At 40.2% G+C, this 18,201-nt stretch carries 19 protein-coding genes; 8 read left to right on the plus strand and 11 right to left on the minus strand.

The features are described 5' to 3' along the window. The first annotated feature begins 163 nt into the window (after positions 1–163). Positions 164–826: an SOS response-associated peptidase family protein gene (locus MF4642_RS01225; RefSeq protein ID WP_078425030.1), complete on the plus strand. Its 663-nt coding sequence runs from the start codon at positions 164–166 to the stop codon at positions 824–826. Between the two features lie 5 nt (positions 827–831). Here MF4642_RS01225 and MF4642_RS01230 read toward each other — a convergent pair whose 3' ends face one another. After that, complete coding sequence (locus MF4642_RS01230; RefSeq protein WP_004696885.1) at positions 832–1,296, minus strand: MarR family winged helix-turn-helix transcriptional regulator; 465 nt, start codon at positions 1,294–1,296, stop codon at positions 832–834. Between the two features lie 153 nt (positions 1,297–1,449). Then, complete coding sequence (locus tag MF4642_RS01235; RefSeq protein WP_004984800.1) at positions 1,450–1,767, minus strand: hypothetical protein; 318 nt, start codon at positions 1,765–1,767, stop codon at positions 1,450–1,452. A 539-nt stretch (positions 1,768–2,306) separates the two neighbouring features. On the opposite strand from MF4642_RS01235, the gene MF4642_RS01240 reads away from it, so the two are divergent. After that, positions 2,307–3,833 carry a TerC family protein gene (locus tag MF4642_RS01240; RefSeq protein WP_004984799.1) on the plus strand — a complete coding sequence of 509 codons (1,527 nt, stop codon included), beginning with the start codon at positions 2,307–2,309 and terminating at the stop codon, positions 3,831–3,833. 222 nt (positions 3,834–4,055) lie between these two features. Continuing rightward, positions 4,056–4,787: a hypothetical protein gene (locus tag MF4642_RS01245; protein WP_078425031.1), complete on the plus strand. Its 732-nt coding sequence runs from the start codon at positions 4,056–4,058 to the stop codon at positions 4,785–4,787. A 24-nt stretch (positions 4,788–4,811) separates the two neighbouring features. Here the strand turns inward: MF4642_RS01245 and thiM are convergent, their stop codons facing one another. The 3 genes from thiM to MF4642_RS01260 form a co-directional block, all read right to left on the minus strand. Beyond that, a complete protein-coding gene (gene thiM, locus MF4642_RS01250; RefSeq protein WP_078425032.1) occupies positions 4,812–5,687 on the minus strand; it encodes a hydroxyethylthiazole kinase in 876 nt (291 codons plus the stop codon). An 11-nt stretch (positions 5,688–5,698) separates the two neighbouring features. Further along, complete coding sequence (locus tag MF4642_RS01255) at positions 5,699–6,859, minus strand: hypothetical protein (protein WP_078425033.1); 1,161 nt, start codon at positions 6,857–6,859, stop codon at positions 5,699–5,701. Between the two features lie 185 nt (positions 6,860–7,044). After that, entirely contained in the window at positions 7,045–7,302 is a 258-nt protein-coding gene (locus MF4642_RS01260; protein WP_078425034.1) for a hypothetical protein, read from the minus strand. A gap of 424 nt (positions 7,303–7,726) precedes the next feature. Between MF4642_RS01260 and pepN the strand changes: the two genes are divergently transcribed. Then, on the plus strand, positions 7,727–10,336 hold the full coding sequence (gene pepN, locus MF4642_RS01265) for an aminopeptidase N (protein WP_078425035.1): 2,610 nt from the start codon (positions 7,727–7,729) through the stop codon (positions 10,334–10,336). A gap of 247 nt (positions 10,337–10,583) precedes the next feature. Then, a complete protein-coding gene (locus tag MF4642_RS01270) occupies positions 10,584–10,799 on the plus strand; it encodes a hypothetical protein (protein ID WP_004696898.1) in 216 nt (71 codons plus the stop codon). 67 nt (positions 10,800–10,866) lie between these two features. Here the strand turns inward: MF4642_RS01270 and MF4642_RS01275 are convergent, their stop codons facing one another. Both MF4642_RS01275 and MF4642_RS01280 read right to left on the minus strand, forming a co-directional pair. Further along, a complete protein-coding gene (locus tag MF4642_RS01275; RefSeq protein WP_078425036.1) occupies positions 10,867–11,310 on the minus strand; it encodes a universal stress protein in 444 nt (147 codons plus the stop codon). 85 nt (positions 11,311–11,395) lie between these two features. Then, entirely contained in the window at positions 11,396–11,839 is a 444-nt protein-coding gene (locus MF4642_RS01280) for a universal stress protein (protein WP_004696902.1), read from the minus strand. 302 nt (positions 11,840–12,141) lie between these two features. On the opposite strand from MF4642_RS01280, the gene MF4642_RS01285 reads away from it, so the two are divergent. The 3 genes from MF4642_RS01285 to MF4642_RS01295 all read left to right on the plus strand — a co-directional run bounded on the left by MF4642_RS01285 (position 12,142) and on the right by MF4642_RS01295 (position 14,145). Next, a complete protein-coding gene (locus tag MF4642_RS01285; RefSeq protein WP_078425037.1) occupies positions 12,142–13,155 on the plus strand; it encodes an alpha/beta hydrolase in 1,014 nt (337 codons plus the stop codon). Between the two features lie 82 nt (positions 13,156–13,237). Further along, entirely contained in the window at positions 13,238–13,582 is a 345-nt protein-coding gene (locus MF4642_RS01290; RefSeq protein WP_005401176.1) for a DMT family transporter, read from the plus strand. A gap of 5 nt (positions 13,583–13,587) precedes the next feature. Beyond that, positions 13,588–14,145: a TetR/AcrR family transcriptional regulator gene (locus MF4642_RS01295; protein ID WP_078425038.1), complete on the plus strand. Its 558-nt coding sequence runs from the start codon at positions 13,588–13,590 to the stop codon at positions 14,143–14,145. Positions 14,146–14,211: 66 nt separating this feature from the next. Here MF4642_RS01295 and MF4642_RS01300 read toward each other — a convergent pair whose 3' ends face one another. The 4 genes from MF4642_RS01300 to MF4642_RS01315 form a co-directional block, all read right to left on the minus strand. After that, on the minus strand, positions 14,212–15,387 hold the full coding sequence (locus MF4642_RS01300; RefSeq protein WP_078425039.1) for a benzoate/H(+) symporter BenE family transporter: 1,176 nt from the start codon (positions 15,385–15,387) through the stop codon (positions 14,212–14,214). A gap of 125 nt (positions 15,388–15,512) precedes the next feature. Beyond that, positions 15,513–16,163 carry a leucine efflux protein LeuE gene (gene leuE / locus MF4642_RS01305; protein WP_078425040.1) on the minus strand — a complete coding sequence of 217 codons (651 nt, stop codon included), beginning with the start codon at positions 16,161–16,163 and terminating at the stop codon, positions 15,513–15,515. Positions 16,164–16,233: 70 nt separating this feature from the next. Beyond that, a complete protein-coding gene (gene tal / locus MF4642_RS01310) occupies positions 16,234–17,220 on the minus strand; it encodes a transaldolase (protein ID WP_078425041.1) in 987 nt (328 codons plus the stop codon). A 92-nt stretch (positions 17,221–17,312) separates the two neighbouring features. Then, the gene (locus MF4642_RS01315) at positions 17,313–18,200 is read right to left on the minus strand and encodes a LysR family transcriptional regulator (protein WP_078425042.1); all 888 of its coding nucleotides are present in this window, start codon (positions 18,198–18,200) and stop codon (positions 17,313–17,315) included. Between the last annotated feature and the right edge of the window lies 1 nt (position 18,201).

Raw genomic sequence — 18,201 nt, forward strand, 5'->3', positions numbered from 1 at the left:
GGGTAATAGTGATCTATAGATTGGCGCTTGCTTAGAGCTATGAATGGGTTTAAGCGTAGGGCTAAACAAGTATTTCAGCTAGACGCTGCGGATAAAAGCCTTATACAATTCGCTATATAAAGCTCGTCATACTATTGTTAACCACCAAGTTGGATGAAAATCCATGTGCGCTAATTTTAAACCTCTAACCCTTGCTCAAGTACAACAGTTTGGTCTACCTGAAATTCCGTTTGATTATGTCGAAGAAGTCTATCCTGGTTATGAGCTGCCTTTATTGTTCAAATCAAATTTAGGTTTTGAGTGGCGTAAGGTACATTTTGGTTTAATACCGAAATGGGCCGAAGATAAGAGTATTGCAACGAAAACCTATAATGCTCGAAGTGAGACACTCTTGCAAAAGGCTAGTTTTATTGAGGCCACTTTAAAATACCAGTTTGGGGTGATCCCAGTTTTTGAATTTTATGAGTCAAAATATATAGAACAAAAGCCACAGAGATGGGGTGTCAGACGACAGGATGGGCAAGTGATATTTGTTGCTGCACTTTATGAAATCAGTCGTATAGCAGGCGAGGTAGTGCGTTCAGCAACCATGCTTACGATGGATGCCATAGACCATCCAATGATGCGGGAGTTTCATGAGCCAGGTGATGTGAAGCGCTCAGTAATTGTGATTCCACATGAACGCTTAGAGGAGTGGCTTAGCTGGAAATCACCAAATATTCAATCTTTTGTACAAGGCTTTCCTGTTGGAGAGTTTGAATGTTCACATGTGCCTAAAATAAAAGTCGAAAAAGAGAGTCCCCAACTCAACTTTTTCGACTTTTAAACGGTTTAGCGAGCTAAATTTTTAAACACGTGTTTTAAGCTTTCCATCATTTTTTCAATTTGCAAAGGTGTTAAGCCTTCAAATGATTGCTCAAGCACAACACTGGTGAGATCATTAATCTTATTGGTCATTTCAACACCTTTTTCGGTGAGAAGGACACGGGTAATACGGGCATCGTCTTCACAAGAATAAGTTTCAACCAATCCTTCATCCTTTAACCGATAGACAATTTTGGTGGTTGTCGACATTTTAGAGACCACCATGTCAGACAAATCAGAAACACTGGCATGTGGCTTTGAGTCTAGAGCCAGTAAAATACGACGACGTGAGTTATCTAAACCATACTTTTTTAAAGCGTGATCGACATTGAGTACATACTGTGCATGTACTTGCGTTACCCAGTAAAATGGAAAACTTTCTAAAGAAAAATCTTCAGAACCTGGTAGGAACTTACTGTACTTTTTGGTCATGTGACGGATTCCCCGTGAATCGTATTTTTATTTTATAGATCATTTGAACACATTTTATGTGAACACTCATACACTTATCAATACAAAATTACTGGATTTATCACCATAAACGAAATTTGTTAATGGATAACCTTGGCCAGTAATCAAGAAAAGTTAAGCGTGGCTGTTTAGATGAGACAGGGTATAACCGTCTTTATCTTGATGGAAGCTCACAATGCTTTGTGCAAATTGTACAACTTCATCTTCGACTTCAGCATTCTGGTGAGAATCTAAAGAGAGTTTAGCCATGGGAACACCGTCCTGTAGAACGATAGGCAAGTGCATTTCAAACTTTTGGTTATTATGCGAAACCACAACTTTAACTTGATGCTGATCAAATGAGGAGTCTAAATGCAGATATGCGCCTTCATAGCTAGTATTGGCAAGCATTTTTGACGTCTTATTGAAGGTCAATGCTTTTTCATTGTTCATAGCGATGAATCCTGTCTTCGATTACTTTGATCGGATTGTCAATCCGCGCATCCTTGGTTTGGGTGATTGACCACTTTTACAACAATGTTGGTCGTGTTTCATTTTAGTGAAAAAAATGGATTTGTGAACTAGTGTTTTTAACAAAAAGTGTCATTCGTGGAAATCATAAATGTAGTGAATTGATATTTTTTAACTATTATTAAAATAAATAATTAAATAAAAACAATTATTTGGTTTTTATTTGCGATGGATTTAATTAGAAAAACTAAAAAATGACCGTGGCGTCTAATCTTTATAGAATGCGACAATTGGCATTAAGTGACAAAATTTCAAACAGTGATTTCGATATTTTTATGTATTTTTTGCATAATAAGTGGTCGAATATTAAAATTTTGTTAAAAACCATAAAAAAATTATTACAAGCCAAACATCTCAGGCATAATTATTTCATCTTTAGTTGAACAGGTCACAAATATGGATCCGTCGCCGTGCAGGTCTATGCTTTTAAATCAGAAACATAATTCTGGGGTAATGAAATAATGGAATTTTTATTAGATCCGGGAATATGGGTAAGTTTACTTACGCTTATTATATTAGAAATTGTTTTAGGTATTGATAACCTAGTCTTTATTGCCATTTTGGCTGAAAAACTTCCTCCTGAGCAACGCGATAAAGCGCGTGTCATTGGTCTTTCGCTTGCACTTTTAATGCGCTTGGGCTTGTTGTTTATCATCACTTGGTTAGTCACGTTGACTCGACCGCTGATTACTGTCTTAGATTGGACATTCTCTGGGCGAGATTTGATTCTTTTATTTGGTGGCTTATTCCTAGTGTATAAAGCCGTTACCGAATTGCATGAAAAAATTGAAGGTAAGCCCGAAGTTAAGCTGACCACCAATGTGGTCTACGCAGGTTTCACCGCAGTTGTGGCACAGATTGTGATCCTTGACGCTGTGTTCTCATTGGATTCGGTGATTACCGCGATTGGTATGGTCGACAACATTAATGTGATGATGGTGGCTATGGTCGTTGCCATGGTGGTCATGCTGTTGGCGTCGAAACCATTAATGACTTTTGTAAACCGTCATCCGACTGTGGTCATCTTGTGTTTAAGCTTCTTACTGTTGATTGGTATTAGCCTGATTGCGGAAGGTTTCGGCTTCCACATTCCTAAAGGTTATATCTATTCGGGTATTGGTGTTGCCATTGCGATTGAAGCCTTTAACCAATTTGGTGAGCGCAATGCGGCAAAACATGAAGCGAAAATTCCACTGCGTCATCGTACTGCGGATTCTATTTTGAAACTCATGGGTGGCAAGCTCCAAGCTGAAGATCCTGATCAGCTTCAAGCGCAAGAAACTTTTGCGGATGAAGAGCGTTATATGATTGGCGGTGTACTGACATTGGCTGAACGTTCGGTCGCGTCGATCATGACACCGCGTAGTCAAATTTCGTGGGTCAATCTTGATGATTCACCTGAGAAAATTCGTGAACAGGTACTGTCTGTGCCGCACAGTTTATTTCCTGTGTGCCGCGGTAGCTTGGATAAAGTGATCAGTATTGCGCGCGCCAAAGAATTGCTCGATGTCTTAGATGATGAAGAGCAATTGAAAGACTTGATCAAACGTCATCGTCCAATTTACATTTTTGAAAAAATGAAAGTCATTGATGCGATTAATACGTTAAGAACGTCTAAAGGTTCATTGGTTTTGGTGAGCGATGAGTTTGGTAATGTGCAGGGCCTTGTTTCACCGCTTGACGTATTTGAAGCGATTGCTGGTGAATTTCCCGATGCCGATGAGCAACTTGATTTGGTGAAGATAGATGATCAGACGTGGAAGGCGACAGGCATGCTGGATTTATACCAGCTTGAACTGGAACTTGGGATGATCGATTTGGTTGAAGAAGATGCAGGCTATATCAGTGTTGCTGGTTTAATCCTAGATAAAACTCATGGTGATGTACACGTTGGAACTCAACTGGACTACCGTGGTGTTCACTTTGAAGTGCTTGAGTTGGATTCAAATCGAATTAAGACCGTAAATATTACTTATCGTACTGCTTAATCATTACAAAACTAGATTGTGAGAAAAATGTCAGCTTCGTGCTGGCATTTTTCTGCTTATAAAATAAGTGCTATGCACTTAAATAAAAAGCAGTTACTCTAAGCCCGCAATTGGGCTGTCGTGTTTTGGTGAAGACCTTTTTTCTATACCTGTGGTCGTCAAAGCATTGCATTTAGAGCATGACAGTAAAACAAATGATTAAAATAAGAATGGAAACACTTCATGCAACTTTTGGAAAATGTCGTTGATTTTAATAAGCTTTCAGTAGAGAAAAAACAAGTTCTATTTGAAGAGCTTGAAACTTTTGATCGACAAATTTTCCCAAATGCAATCCCTGTAGAACTGTATCAATTGTTGTATAACCCTGATGTAGTGGCATTACCAATTATTCGTTTTTATCATCGCGGAAAAATAGTTGGGCAAAATATTATTGCCATCTTGAAGCTTAAGACAGCGCATCAACCCTTATATATTCTTAGCTCGCGTGCAGCTTTTTTACCTGATTACCGAAATCAAAACAGAACACTTTTATCTGCAATTCGAGTGACCTTAGGTTATCGTTTAAAATATCCTACGCGTCAGTTATGGTTTGTTTCGAGTTTAATGCAGCCAAAAATATATCGGCTGTTTGCTTCACGTTCAAAACGTTTTTATCCACGTGCAGAAGTGCCAATGCCTGAGGATTACTTAGAGGTACTTGATCTAATGCAAAACCGTCATGTGAATGTGCAACAGCGCAGTGATGATGTGTTTGTGCATCCTTGTGTACTGCCACAGACCACGCCTGAACAATTGATTCGGCTTCGAAATCGAGCCAGTCGTCATATCAACTTTTATATGCAACATACGCCTGATTATTTTATTGGTATGGGCTTGATGTGTATCTGTAAATTAGATGTGTTGACTCTGCTAGAAGCGGCGATGAACGTGTTTTTAGGGCGAGAAGTTGCTTAAGCAGAAACTCTCGCCATACTTTATTTAGGCTGAGGTACGGATAAGCTGTATATCTGCATATTCATAAATGGTTTCAGCCTTCATTTGATGAATGTGATCCATAAACGCTACATTAAAACTTCCTGTGCTTTGGCTTCGGGCATAAGCAAGTTGCCCCGCAATGGCAAAGTGGACATGGGCAGACAGTGCAGCAATGACAGGATTGGTGACTGCGCTATAGGCTGCAATTAATGCACCAAGGGCACAACCCGTAGCAGTAACTTTAGGTTGTAAATGTGAACCACCATTGACTTGGATTACAGCATCAAGTTGTTTTGAGAGAATATAGTCAGACTCGCCAGAAATGGCAATGACTTCAGCCTGTGCTAAAAGTGTTTTTGCTTGATGGTAGACATCGGCACTGCTTGCTGTACTGTCAACGCCTTTGGTTTCGATCTGGTTCCCTGCAAGTGTGCTGATTTCCGATGCATTGCCACGAATAACGGTGGGTTGAAAAGCTAAAAGCTGATCTACCATTTCAGAGCGCCATTTTAAAAATGGCCCATATCCTACAGGGTCTAATACCCAAGGTATGTTTTGCTGCTGTGCGGTTTGTGCCGAGATTTGCATGGCTTGCATTTGTTCAGATGTCGGTGTACCTAGGTTAATACTGAGCGCTGCACTAATACGGGTGAAACTTTCCGCCTCAAAGGGATTATCAATCATGGCAGGTGAGGCCCCCGCAGCCAATAAAACGTTCGCTGCATAATTGGCAGCCACACTGTTGGTGATACATTGCACCAAAGGTTGTTGCGTTTGCAGGGCAGTCCAAGCTTCAGCAACATATGCCACCAAGACATCGGTTTGGTCTTGAATCGATTGTTTTGTGTTAAGCAAGGACAGGTCTAAAAGCTGGGTCATAGCGGGTGCCCTTATTTGGTGAAATAGTGGTCTTGATGCTTACATTTGCGACAAAATAAAGTCACATATTGGTCAGCATCATAATCTACAGTGAGTTCATTTGAACCGCAGTACATACAGCGTTTTTGTGAATAGAAGCTTAAACGTGGTTCAATTTTTTGCCATGAACGAGAGACAGGCTGGAAGAAAATGGCTTCGTCATAGCCTAAAAAGCGGAAAAATAAGACTTCGCTCATTTTGCTGAATGGTAGGTTATGCGGTCGAGGCAGCGTTGAAGTTTCCCATTTTTCAGCCACACTGCGTTCACGGTATTGTTGTAAAGTTTTTTTCAACAAGTTGGTGTTAATAAAGTTTTCATTTCTGGGTTGTAAGGCTTTCCGTTGATATAAATACTCCAATGCAGTTTGGATTAAATAATAAATTTGTCCGACTGCGAGTACATCGAGTAAACGATAACAAAACACTTGGAAACTGTTATTTCCCGCAATTTGAATGCCCCAAGTACGGCAGTAAAACTGCATAAATTGGATAATTTCCTGATAGAGCAATTGGTACAAGGCATTTTTGACTTCATCCGCGGTCTTAAAAGGCACACCAAGGCTAAGATTTTCATAAAACCAATAACGTAATTGCTGCGTAACACTAAATAGGCTAGGTTCAGAATAGCCGTCCAAACGTACATTAATATAATACTGATGGGCTTCACTGGCAAAATCTTTGGCAACGAGGATTTGTTCTTTTACCAATTGTTTGACGAGACTATTTTGAAACAGATAATTGGGGGTGATGCTAAAATATTTGATCTGTTCCCAATCAATAAATTCTTGATGTTGTGTATGTTCTTGTGCGTAGTCATCTAATAGAGCCAATAAAAATAATTTATGCATAAAACTGAGCTGGCCCAGCTCAAACTCATAAATGTCTTTTTGATTTTTAGTTTTGCGCTGTTCTTGCTGACGAGTTTCTTTCAATATTTTTTTGCGCTGGGCTAAACAACTGTCGCAGTGGCAATTTAGATTGGAATTGCTAAAAACACGATGTTGGCAGTGGCTACATTCATGAAAGTTAATTTCTTTGTCGTATTGTTCAGCATCCACCCAAAACATGGCCGCCTGACAAAGTGGACAAGGCGTGCTCTCATCAAGTTGTTTGTGCAAAATTTGAAGCGACATAAGATGAATTTGAAACTCAGGATTTTCTCAAATTATACACGCTAAAATTTCATAAAGGCGTTGTAAATTGCAGTGTAATTGAATAAGCAGAAGTGCTTTGTAAACGCTAGACGGGTGAAGCAACGCAGTGGCGAATATAGGGTAAAAAAATACGGCATGCACCGTATTTTTTGGACTAGTAGAATTTAAACGGGGCAAGGTAGAGAGTCATCTTCCATACCTAGTTTTTTAGCTTCAATCATGGCTTGAACTTTTTTGCTCGGCAACTTTTTACTCCCTAGTGTGTCGTAGTGATTTAGAATGCTGCTGACATCGTGTGCTTGTAATGGCAACCCTTCACAGCTCATGAACAGGGCAATGACTTTATGATCAATTTTTGCAGCATGCATTGCTTGCAGCATTTTTATATTTTCGACGCGGACGATATGGTCTTTTAAGTACATCTCACACCTCTATTTGTTTTGCTTAAGTTTTATCATGCGTTATGCATATTTAGATACAAGCAAAAACTGTGCACAAAATGTAGCCGATTTGAAAATTAAGTTAGATATTTGAAAAGAGCTGGCTTTATATTTTATTGATGTCTTTAAGTTTCTCAGCGTTTGAATGGTAGAGAGCTAATGGCACTGTTTAAGTGTAAAGGCTGGTGCAAATATTGCTAGACAAGCACGGCACGATGTGAGGAGTTGTTTGTTTATTATTCACTTGGTGCAGTCATATGCGCGGGATAAGAACAATAGAATTGAAAAGCCTGTTCAACGTGCCCATATAAATATCATTCAACATACACAGACAGTACGGCAAACTTGTCGTATGATCAAAACATACACAATATAAAGCTGTAGACCAATAGCATTAGGACATGACATGAATATTGCGGCAAATCCAATTATTGAAGCAGATCAAACCGTCTATTTAAAAGACTACCAAAAACCATCTTTTTTAGTAGATAGCATTCACCTCGATATTCAGGTCTATGATGAGCATAGCCAAGTTGATGCTGTACTGGAGCTGACGCGCCAAACTGAGGGTGATTTGGTTTTACTCGGTCGTGATTTAGAGTTGAAAAGTGTAGTCCTGAATGGTCAGCAACTTAGCCAAGAGCAATATGCGCTTGATGCAGAGCAGTTGGTGATTCGTAATGCACCAAATCAGATCAAACTTGAGACATCGGTGATCATTCATCCTGAGTCAAATACACAACTGGAAGGCTTATACCAAGCCGCATCAGATTTGTTTGTTACCCAAAATGAGCCTGAAGGATTCCGTAAAATTACCTTTTACCCAGACCGTCCTGATGTCCTTTCAGTTTTCACCACACGTGTAGAAGCCGATAAAAAATATCCAGTGCTCCTTGCCAATGGTAACTTGATTGAAGCGGGCGAGGCAGGCGAAGGTCGTCACTATACCATTTGGCAAGATCCAACCAAAAAACCAGCGTATTTGTTTGCTTGTGTGATTGGTGATTTGGCTGTTTTAAAAGACTGTTATGTGACCTCGGAAGGCCGTGATGTAGCTTTAGAAATTTATGCCGAAGAAAAAGATATTCCGAAATGTCATATTGCAATGGAAGCCTTAAAGCATTCAATGCGTTGGGATGAAGAACACTATGGTCGTCCCTATGATTTAGACAACTATATGATTGTGGCTACCAGTGCTTTCAACATGGGAGCGATGGAAAATAAAGGTCTAAACATCTTTAATACGTCATGTGTTTTGGCGGATGAAGAATACACGACAGATGCCGCGATCATGCGTGTACAGTCGGTCATTGCTCATGAATACTTCCATAACTGGACAGGTAACCGCATTACTTGCCGTGATTGGTTCCAATTGTGTTTAAAAGAAGGCTTAACGGTTTTCCGTGATCAATCTTTCTCAGAAGATTTACAGTCTGCTGCGGTTCAACGTATTGACGACGTTGCGGTACTCAAAGCACATCAGTTCCCAGAAGATTCAGGCCCATTGTCTCATCCGCCGCGTCCAGACCACTTTGTGGAAATCAATAACTTCTATACTGCAACGGTCTATGAAAAAGGTGCGGAAATTAACCGCATGATGGCAACCTTATTAGGCAAAGAAAAATTCCGTAAAGGAACTGATGAATACTTTGAACGCCATGATGGTCAAGCTGTGACCGTTGAAGACTGGGTAGCTGCTTTAACCGCAGGTTCAGGCGTAGATTTATCCAACTTCTTAACATGGTATAACCAACCGGGTACACCAAAATTGGAAGCTGAGGGGCATTATGATGCTGCTGCACAAACTTATACCTTAAACTTTAAGCAAAGTTTAAAAGCACATCCTAAGTATCCGAACCTAAAAGCTGTTCCAATTCCTGTCGCTTTAGCACTGTTCGATGCTGCAACAGGTGAGCAATTGGTTTTAAACTCAGACAGTTTATTTGAAAATGCAGTCAAAGACGGTGTATATCTTTTTGACCAAGACCAAGCCAGCATTGTGTTTAGCGGTTTAAGCACGAAACCTGTCGTGTCATTACTGCGTAATTTTTCTGCGCCCGTCAACTTAGAATTTAACTATACCGATGAAGAGTTGGCGTTCCTGATTCAATACGAAACAAATGGTTTTAACCAATGGCAAGCAACGCAAACACTGCTTGAGCGTATTTTACTCAATGGTCATGATGCGCATATTTATATTCAAGCCATTAAAAACACGCTGCCAGATCTTGTTGAACAAGATCCACTCTTGGCATCACGTTTATTTGATGTACCAAGCGAAGGTTATTTGGGTAGCCGCATTGACACCGACTACGAACCAGCGAAGATTCAAGAACAGCGTAATGCTTTAATTGACAAACTGGCACGTGAGTTAGGTGAGTTCTGTAAAGACACTTATTTGGCTTTAGACCCAGATTTGCAAAAAGAGTTCTCACAAGCCATGGGAGTCCGTGCGCTAAAAAACATCATGCTCAGCATGATGGCACGTCAAGGTGATGAAACCGCTTTTGAACTGGCATATCAGCAATATGAAGCCACAGGCAATATGTCTGAACGTTTAGGCGCATTACGTGTCTTGGTGTGGAACGATGCACCGCAAGCAGAAGCTGCTTTACATGATTTTTATCAACGTTTTAAAGATGAGGCTTTGTCACTAGATCAGTGGTTCACACTTCAAGCGGCACATCCTTGTGCTACGACGGAAACCATTCAATACCTCACTTCTCATGTCGATTATGATTTGGGCGTGCCGAACCGTATTCGTTCTGTGAGTGGTGGCTTAAATGCAAACCCAGTGAACACATGGAGTTTTGGTGTGGATCATTTCATTGGACTGGCAAAATATTTAGATGAGAAAAACCCAATTGTTGGCTCTCGTTTACTTCAGGTTTTGTCACGTTGGTACACATTGGCAGAGCCACAGCGTAGCGAAGTGAAAGCAAAGCTTGAGGGGTTAAAACCACAAGTGAAATCTAAAAATGTCAGTGAGACTTTGAGTGGTATGTTAAGTATTTAACTGATCTATGCATAAAAAAAGCCAGTCAGTAGACTGGCTTTTTTTATGCAAACTGAAGAATTACGGCATGAAGAGCTCACATTGGTATTTTTCTAAATAATGAACATTTATGTGAATAGTGTGAAATGAATCGCATTTTATGGGTATAATGTTATGGCATAACAGATGATTAGCTCAATATTCTGTATTTTTTTCGGCTTCTGTATACAGGCTATTGGGCAGACAAACATGTAGAGTGTAAACAGATATGTTAGTTAAAATTGAAGATGGGTTTTATTTAAATACCGTTCATATTATTGCTATTCGTATTGCGAAAAGTGCTGAATTGGGAACATTTCAAGTCAATGTTGAGTATAGCCCGCATAACCATCAGGCTTCGGGGTTATTTCAAAAAACTTTTATGCAACAGTCGGCAGCAGAGCATTATTTGCAAAATTTGCATCAGCAGATTAGTAAAAGCTAATGAAGTGAACGAGTTCTGCTAAACAAAAAAAGACTGCTTCGGCAGTCTTTTTTGTTTAAAACAATACTTAAACTTTTACGATCAGCACAGGTATCGGAGACTGTGTGAGAACATTTTGCGCCACACTACCTAACATCATCTTTTTAAAGCCTGTACGGCCATGTGAGCCCATCAAAATCAGGTCTGCACCGACTTCATCGGCCACATGAATAATACCTTCAGAAGGAGAGATGCCGCGGATCACTTTGATATCCACCTCAATTTCATCACGGTCAAATGAGAGCTTTACTTCGGCTAAACGATCTTGAGCGACTTTTTCAGCATGTAGGAAATAGTCAGTGATGGCTGGTGCAACTTTATAGAAGTCGACTCCGACAAATGGATCGACTGCAATCACGCTCATGAGTGTCACACGACTCTTTAAATCTTTGGCCAACTCAAGTGCTTGTTCAACAGCAGCATAAGACATCGGGGATTCATCGACGGCAACCAAAATGTGTTTGTAGCTCATTATTTTCTCCTTAAGGGTACGTCTTTTTGCGGATCATTTTGCAGTACATGCGAAATCAGCTCACATAAAGACGCGTTATGGTTGATTAAGCTTTAACAATGAGAACTGGGAGCTCAGTAGACTTGAGAACATCTTGAGCAAAGCTGCCTAATAGGAATTTTTGAAAGCCTTTACGGCCATGTGAACCCATCACAATCAAGTCATTTTTTAGTGAAGCAGCCGCTTCGACCACAGCATCTTCAGAGACTTCACCTTTGATGATTTTAGACTGAGCTGTCACACCTTGTTCTTGTGCAATTTGAACCGCATCCTGAAGGGCTTTCTCAGCATTGTTGTAGGCTTGTATGAAATAGTCTTTCATGATTGGAGAAGTATAGTAAAAATCAGCATCTTTGAGTGGGTCTTCAGCAACTAAGCTAATCAATGTAAGTTGACTGCCAAAAACTTTGGCAATTTCAGCCGCTTGTTTAACCGCAGAAAAAGAAATTTGTGAACCGTCAACAGGGACTAAAATATGTTGGTAAGCCATCAGAGGGACTCCTTTTTGTATAAGATTTAGTTCTTAATTTATTGATAACACACTGCCATTAAATGTTCAATTTTGATCGGGCTAAAAATTGAAAATTCATGAAATTTAAAGAAAATAATTCAAAAAAAAGCCGATTTACGTGTCCAAAATCTTGAGTGAAAAACTCAAGTTTCAGATTTAAAGCAATATTCTTTAAAAGGTGCTTCTAGTGTTTAAATAAGGCTGAAATGAGACCTGTTTAATCATGCGATGTAATAGAGATTGTATTAGAATCATTTGAAAAAAGGGTGGAGCCGAACAGTATGATTTTTCAATCAATAATAAAAGTACTTAGTACTGTTTTCATGATTGTGCTATTGAGCGCGTGTCAAAGTGTAGAAAAGAACACCAAACTGATTGCGGGTACATTTAACACAGCAACCAATATTCAAATGAAAATGCTGGATCGCTTTGCGCCTCCCGATGTCATCATACACAATAATATTCTATATCAAGCCAGCCCTGAGCTGAATGTTGACATCTATCAACCCAAAAATATTGAACAATTAAACGCAGTGCCCACGGTGGTTTGGATTCATGGCGGCGGATGGGTTTCGGGCTCAAAAGAGCATGCACGAGGTTATTTCAAACTTTTGGCCAATCAAGGCTTTAACGTGGTCTCTGTACAGTATCAGTTTGCACCTGAGGCGATTTATCCCACTCAGTTACAGCAAGTCGATCATGCACTGAATTTCTTACAATTGAATGCTGCTCAGTATCATATTAACCCGAACCAACTGTATTTAGCAGGAGACTCTGCTGGAGCCAATATTGCCAGTCATTATGCTGCACTTTTGACGAATCCCGCATTTGCTCAAGCATCCAATTTTAAGCCGAGCATTCAGCCGAAACAGCTTAAAGGGCTAATTTTGCACTGTGGTATTTATGACTTATATCGCTTTGTGAATACCGCTCCTGAGGAACTCAGGCTTATTGAATGGGGTGTCTATAACTTGGTTCAAGCGTATACAGGAGAGCGTAAAGAGGATGCAGCATTTTTAAAGTCGATTTCAACCAGTGAACATATTACATCACAGTATCCACCTGTCTTTATCAGTGGGGGAAATAAAGACTTTTTAACCAAGAGCCAGTCTTTACCTTTCGTCGAGGTGTTGAAGCTGCATCAAGTTGCAGTCACGGAAGCTTTTTATCCAGACTCTAAGGAGTTTTTGGTGCATGAATATCAGTTCATGATGAGCAAACAAGCGAGTCAGATCACCTTTGATCGAACCATTGATTTTATAAAGCAAACCTCAAGGCCGACTGAAACAAAATAAAAAAGTATACAGAAAGACTTGTTTAGTTTTTGCTATTTTAATAACATACCGACCGATCGGTATGTTTATTGTTGAGTTTCTGATGAATCCTATATTAATGGCTTATGCTTTGCTGGCGATGGCAATTATTTCTGAAGTGATTGGTTCGACTTTTTTGGTAAAGTCGGAAGGTTTTACCAAGCTATTGCCTTCACTGGCGGTAGTAGTTTTATTTTCGTTGGCATTTTATTTATTGTCTCAAGTGATTAAAGTGATTCCATTGGGTATTGCTTATGCGATTTGGGCGGGTGTTGGTATTGTTTTAACCGCTCTGATTGGTTACTTTGTTTTCCGACAAAGTCTAGATTTCGCAGCAATGATCGGTATTGCACTGATTGTTTCTGGTGTGGTCGTAATTAACTTATTTTCAAACTCAACAGGGCATTAAGTTCGATGCAACAAGCAAGTCCACGTAAAAAGGCACCGGAACAGGTTCGCCAAAGTATTCTACAACATGCGATCTGTTTGGCTGCTGAAAAAGGCGTGACTGGGGTTTCCATACAAGCAGTGGCTGATTTGGTTGGCGTGAGTAAGGGTGGTGTTTTTCATCATTTTCCAAACAAACAAAAGCTACTTGAAGCGATGGTTGTGGAAAAGCTTGAACAATTAGATCGTATTATTGATGAGTTGATTAGCCAAGACCGTGATCATTATGGTTGCTTTACCCGAGCCTATATCGAGATTACTTTGGAAAAGCAGGTGCTAGGCTTGGAGCATTCTTGGTCAGCTATTTCGATGATTATGCTGACGGATCGGACCTTTAATGAGTATTGGATTGAGTGGCTAGAAAAACGTTTAGCGCGACATCAGGATACAGATAATGATTTGGAGCTTAAAATTTTGCGCTATGCTGCAGATGGCATTTGGCTCACGGCATTTACTGAGGTGGAAAATTTGTCTGAGACCATGCAACTTAAGCAAGAATTGATTCAACGAAGTTATCAGCATTAATTTTTCAATTTAGCAATATTTGAAAATAAAAAAGCACCCATCGAGGGTGCTTTTTTATATGAGGGCCTAAACTTTTTTAGCTTTAAACTTAAATATAAGCATAACTGCAAAACCAAAGAGTAGTCCCCAAAAGGCAGAGCCAATACCAAAGAACTGTACACCAGATGCGCTAAATAAGAAGGTCATGAGGGCTGCTTCGCGGTCTGATACCGCTTCAAATGCAATCGCGATGTTATGACTAATCGTGCCAAACAAAGCAATACCAGCCAAGGCTGTAATAAAAATCGCAGGGAAAGACAGCAAAAGACTGGTCAGGGTGGCTGCGAATAGTCCCATTAAGATGTAGAAGAAACCGCAGCTCATGCCCGCAATATAACGTTTTGATGGATCAGGGTGAACTTGTTCATCTAAACTGACAGCTGCACTAATTGCTGCGGTATTGACACTATAACAGCCAAAAGGTGCGAGTAAGGCTTGAGCGGTACCCGTCCAACCAATCAGTTGATTGACATGTGGGTTATAGCCATAGCTTTTAATCATGGCAATACCCGGTAAGTATTGCGATGCCATATTGATCACAAACAAAGGCAGCGCTAAACCTAAAATAGCAGACATGCTGAACTCAGGTGCCATCCAAACAGGTTGCGCTAGGCTCCATGTGATTTGAGGAGTATGGAAGTCTAAGAATAACGGGCAGAGTAACAAGCCTGCAATCACTGTAATGACAATGCAATAACGTGGAGTAAGTCGCTTAGAAACAATATAGGCCGCTAGCATGGATAAAATAAAACCCCAATGATCTTGCATACTGGCGAACAATGAAATACCAAACTTCAATAACACACCTGCCAGCATGGCACTGGTTAGGCTTTGAGGGATATACGTCAGTACTTTTTCAAAGATACCGAAAAAGCCCAAAATGGCAGTAACCAAACCACAGACCAAAAATGCGCCAATCGCTTCATGCAAACTATAACCACTGCCTGTCGCAATAATTAAGGCCAGTGCTGCCGTAGACCATGAGGTCGATACAGGATATTTAAGTTTCCAAGATAAAAGCAGGCCACTCAAACCAATACCTAGACCTAAAGCCCAGAACCATGAGTTGATTTGCGCGGTATTTGCACCTAAGACTTGGGTGGATTGAATGACCAAGACTGAAGACACACTAATGCCAATGAGGAAGGTAATAAAACCTGCGAATACAGCTGGAACTGAGAAATCTTGAAATAATTTTTGCATGAAGATCAAAACATAATTTGAATGAGTGAAAATTACTATTGTTCAAGGGTCATACGCTGGTCCTTGAAAAACAAAACAGCACATGATAGATTTTTTATCGAAAATAATGAGATTATTCACGAAAATTACAGTGTAGAAAGTGCCAGTTTTAAGCCGAAGCCACAAAACAGCAGACCGACGGTCGCCACCGCAACGGCTGCAACTTTAAACTGACGATTGAAATAGCTCGCCAGCTTAATACCTGAAAAAATCAGGATACTGAGATAAGCCATACTGATGATTTGTAGAATAATGGAAAGTAAGGCAAAACTTAGTGCTGGGTAGGCATAATTGGGGTCGACAAACTGCATAAAAAAAGACAGATAAAACAAAATGGCTTTTGGGTTTAAAAGGCTAATGGTCAATGCTGAACGAAAAGGATGTAAGGTTTGTAATGTGCTCTGGTCTGTACTTGCTGCAAGCTGTTGTGGGCTGGAGTTCCACGTTTTGACTCCTGCAATCAAGAGTTTTATACCTAAGTATGACAGGTACAGCGCACCAACAATTTTTAATAAAATAAACAGCCAAGGAAAAGCATGTAAAAGAGATGCTGCACCCAGCACGGTACATAGAATGAGGATCAAATCGCCTGTGAAAACACCTAGTGCACCCCAGTAACCTGTCTTAATACCAAATCGTGAGGCAATGGACATCACATAAAGAGAATTTGGGCCTGGCAAAATCACAATTAGAATTGTACCTATGATATAAGTACCGATGTCGATAATACCAAACACAACGCATTCTCAATAAAAAAGCCGATGTTGCATGATAACAAAATCGGCTTTTAAAAGAAGAAAAATCAAGTTAAGCTGAAATTTCTTCATCTAAACCAAAAGACTGACATAAAAGCGTGTTCAGCTGTTGACGGGCTTTAATAAATCCATCAATACCCCCTTGTAGCAGTTGCGTTGCCATGAGGTCATGTTCAATTTGATCTCTAAACTCAGTTTCGCTGAGTGGGGCAAGTGGTGCTGTCGCAGGCATAACATCACTTGCAGACAACTGAGCTTTGACTTCACGTGTGTCTTGCTCAAGTGCAGCCAATAAATTAGGTGCAACAGTCAGCAGGTCGCAGCCAGCTAGTCCCAACACTTGGTCAATACTACGGAAGCTTGCACCCATAATTTCTGTTTTAACCGCATGTGCTTTATAGAACTGGTAAATTTGCTTCACAGAAAGTACGCCAGGGTCTTTTTCAACAGGGTAGCCGTCTACACCTTCGGCTTTTTTGTACCAATCTAAAATACGGCCAACAAAAGGTGAAATTAAAGTGACATTTGCTTCTGCACAAGCATGGGCCTGATGCACACCAAACAAAAGCGTTAAGTTGGTATGGATACCTTCAGCTTCCAGCACTTTCGCTGCTTGAATGCCTGCCCATGTCGAAGCAATTTTAATTAAAATACGATCCTGATCTACGCCGTAGTTTTTATATAGCGCCAGCAGCTCTTTGGCTTTTTCAATGGTGGCATCGGTATCATAAGACAGCGCTGCATCTACTTCTGTGGAAACACGACCTTCAATCAACTTGAGAATTTCAACACCAAATTTGACGGTAAGAATGTCGATTGTGCGTTCAATAAGTAAGTCATCTTCTAAGCCTTCAGCTTTGGCTTGAGCGAAAGCATCTTCAATTAATTCCTTATTTTCAGATTGATTTGCAGCGGCTGTAATTAGAGATGGATTGGTGGTTGCATCGAGCGGACGAAATTGGTTAATCGCCGCTAAATCGCTACTGTCGGCAACAATGGTGGTTAAGCTTTTTAATTGGTTTAATACGGTTTGTGTCATTGATCGTTCGTTCTTAAAGTTATTACCCGTAAATTATTTATAACACAAACTGCTTTTAACCCAAGTGGATTCGGACGTTTTAACAGCAGTTATTATACTTTTTTACGCTGATTTCTAATGTATTGGATTAAAAAACGTGCAGCTGCGCCCAATTCACTTTCACGACTCCAGACCAAGTCTACAAAATATTCAAACTTGGGGGTGAAATCCAGCAGATCTAATATTTTGAGCTGCTTTTTGAGCTGAGGGTTTTCATTTAACATTTCTAAGGGCAAAACACCCCAACCAAAGTTTTGCATGATTAAGGCGCAAGCCGAGTGATGGTTGTCTGTCCGCCAATACTGTTTGGAATATAACAATTCTGGCTTAATGCTTTTATCGCGACTGGCAACCACGATTTGACGGCTGTGTTGAATTTGTTCAAAACTGACTTGTGGAAATTGCGCCAGAATAAAATCTTTATTGGCGACGGGAACTAAAGTTTCGAGTTTTAATTCTACAAACTGTTCGCTGCTTTCCAGTTGCTCACGTTCAAACATCAGTGCCAGTTGTGCTGTGCCGTTGAGTAACATTTTCTGCGCATCTTCTTGAGGTGCAGAAAAAATATTGATTTGTAGACTGGGAAATTCGGCTTCTAATATTGTGATGTAGTTGATCCATTGCATATGCAGTAGTTCAGATACCACTACAATGTTGAGCGAGGACTCCAAACCGTGGCTTAGGGCATAGGCATGCTGTTTCCATTGATTCATTTCAGTCAGTAGTTGCTCGGTCTTTTCGTACAAAGTCATGGCTTGTGCTGTTGCTGTGGGCTCACGTCCTTCACGTAAAAAGAGTTGTAAGTTTAAGTCTATTTCCAAGTTAGCAATTGACATACTCACGGCCGATGGTACTTTACCCAACTTGCGTGCAGCAGCTGAAAATGAACCAGACTCAATTACGGTTTTAAAAATAATCAGTTGCTCTTGATTGATATTCATA

Origin of the sequence: Acinetobacter sp. MF4642, assembly GCF_002018925.1 — a bacterium.
Taxonomy (GTDB): Bacteria; Pseudomonadota; Gammaproteobacteria; order Pseudomonadales; family Moraxellaceae; genus Acinetobacter; species Acinetobacter johnsonii.

Excerpts from the sequence above, each read along its gene's own strand:
- MF4642_RS01315 (WP_078425042.1), bottom strand. The coding sequence starts at position 18,200 with ATGAATATCAATCAAGAGCAACTGATTATTTTTAAAACCGTAATTGAG.
- thiM (WP_078425032.1), bottom strand. The coding sequence starts at position 5,687 with ATGACCCAGCTTTTAGACCTGTCCTTGCTTAACACAAAACAATCGATT.
- MF4642_RS01245 (WP_078425031.1), top strand. The coding sequence starts at position 4,056 with ATGCAACTTTTGGAAAATGTCGTTGATTTTAATAAGCTTTCAGTAGAG.
- MF4642_RS01285 (WP_078425037.1), top strand. The coding sequence starts at position 12,142 with ATGATTTTTCAATCAATAATAAAAGTACTTAGTACTGTTTTCATGATT.
- MF4642_RS01275 (WP_078425036.1), bottom strand. The coding sequence starts at position 11,310 with ATGAGCTACAAACACATTTTGGTTGCCGTCGATGAATCCCCGATGTCT.
- tal (WP_078425041.1), bottom strand. The coding sequence starts at position 17,220 with ATGACACAAACCGTATTAAACCAATTAAAAAGCTTAACCACCATTGTT.
- MF4642_RS01295 (WP_078425038.1), top strand. The coding sequence starts at position 13,588 with ATGCAACAAGCAAGTCCACGTAAAAAGGCACCGGAACAGGTTCGCCAA.
- MF4642_RS01240 (WP_004984799.1), top strand. The coding sequence starts at position 2,307 with ATGGAATTTTTATTAGATCCGGGAATATGGGTAAGTTTACTTACGCTT.
- MF4642_RS01280 (WP_004696902.1), bottom strand. The coding sequence starts at position 11,839 with ATGGCTTACCAACATATTTTAGTCCCTGTTGACGGTTCACAAATTTCT.
- MF4642_RS01230 (WP_004696885.1), bottom strand. The coding sequence starts at position 1,296 with ATGACCAAAAAGTACAGTAAGTTCCTACCAGGTTCTGAAGATTTTTCT.
- MF4642_RS01235 (WP_004984800.1), bottom strand. The coding sequence starts at position 1,767 with ATGAACAATGAAAAAGCATTGACCTTCAATAAGACGTCAAAAATGCTT.
- MF4642_RS01270 (WP_004696898.1), top strand. The coding sequence starts at position 10,584 with ATGTTAGTTAAAATTGAAGATGGGTTTTATTTAAATACCGTTCATATT.
- pepN (WP_078425035.1), top strand. The coding sequence starts at position 7,727 with ATGAATATTGCGGCAAATCCAATTATTGAAGCAGATCAAACCGTCTAT.
- MF4642_RS01300 (WP_078425039.1), bottom strand. The coding sequence starts at position 15,387 with ATGCAAAAATTATTTCAAGATTTCTCAGTTCCAGCTGTATTCGCAGGT.
- MF4642_RS01225 (WP_078425030.1), top strand. The coding sequence starts at position 164 with ATGTGCGCTAATTTTAAACCTCTAACCCTTGCTCAAGTACAACAGTTT.
- MF4642_RS01260 (WP_078425034.1), bottom strand. The coding sequence starts at position 7,302 with ATGTACTTAAAAGACCATATCGTCCGCGTCGAAAATATAAAAATGCTG.
- MF4642_RS01255 (WP_078425033.1), bottom strand. The coding sequence starts at position 6,859 with ATGTCGCTTCAAATTTTGCACAAACAACTTGATGAGAGCACGCCTTGT.
- MF4642_RS01290 (WP_005401176.1), top strand. The coding sequence starts at position 13,238 with ATGAATCCTATATTAATGGCTTATGCTTTGCTGGCGATGGCAATTATT.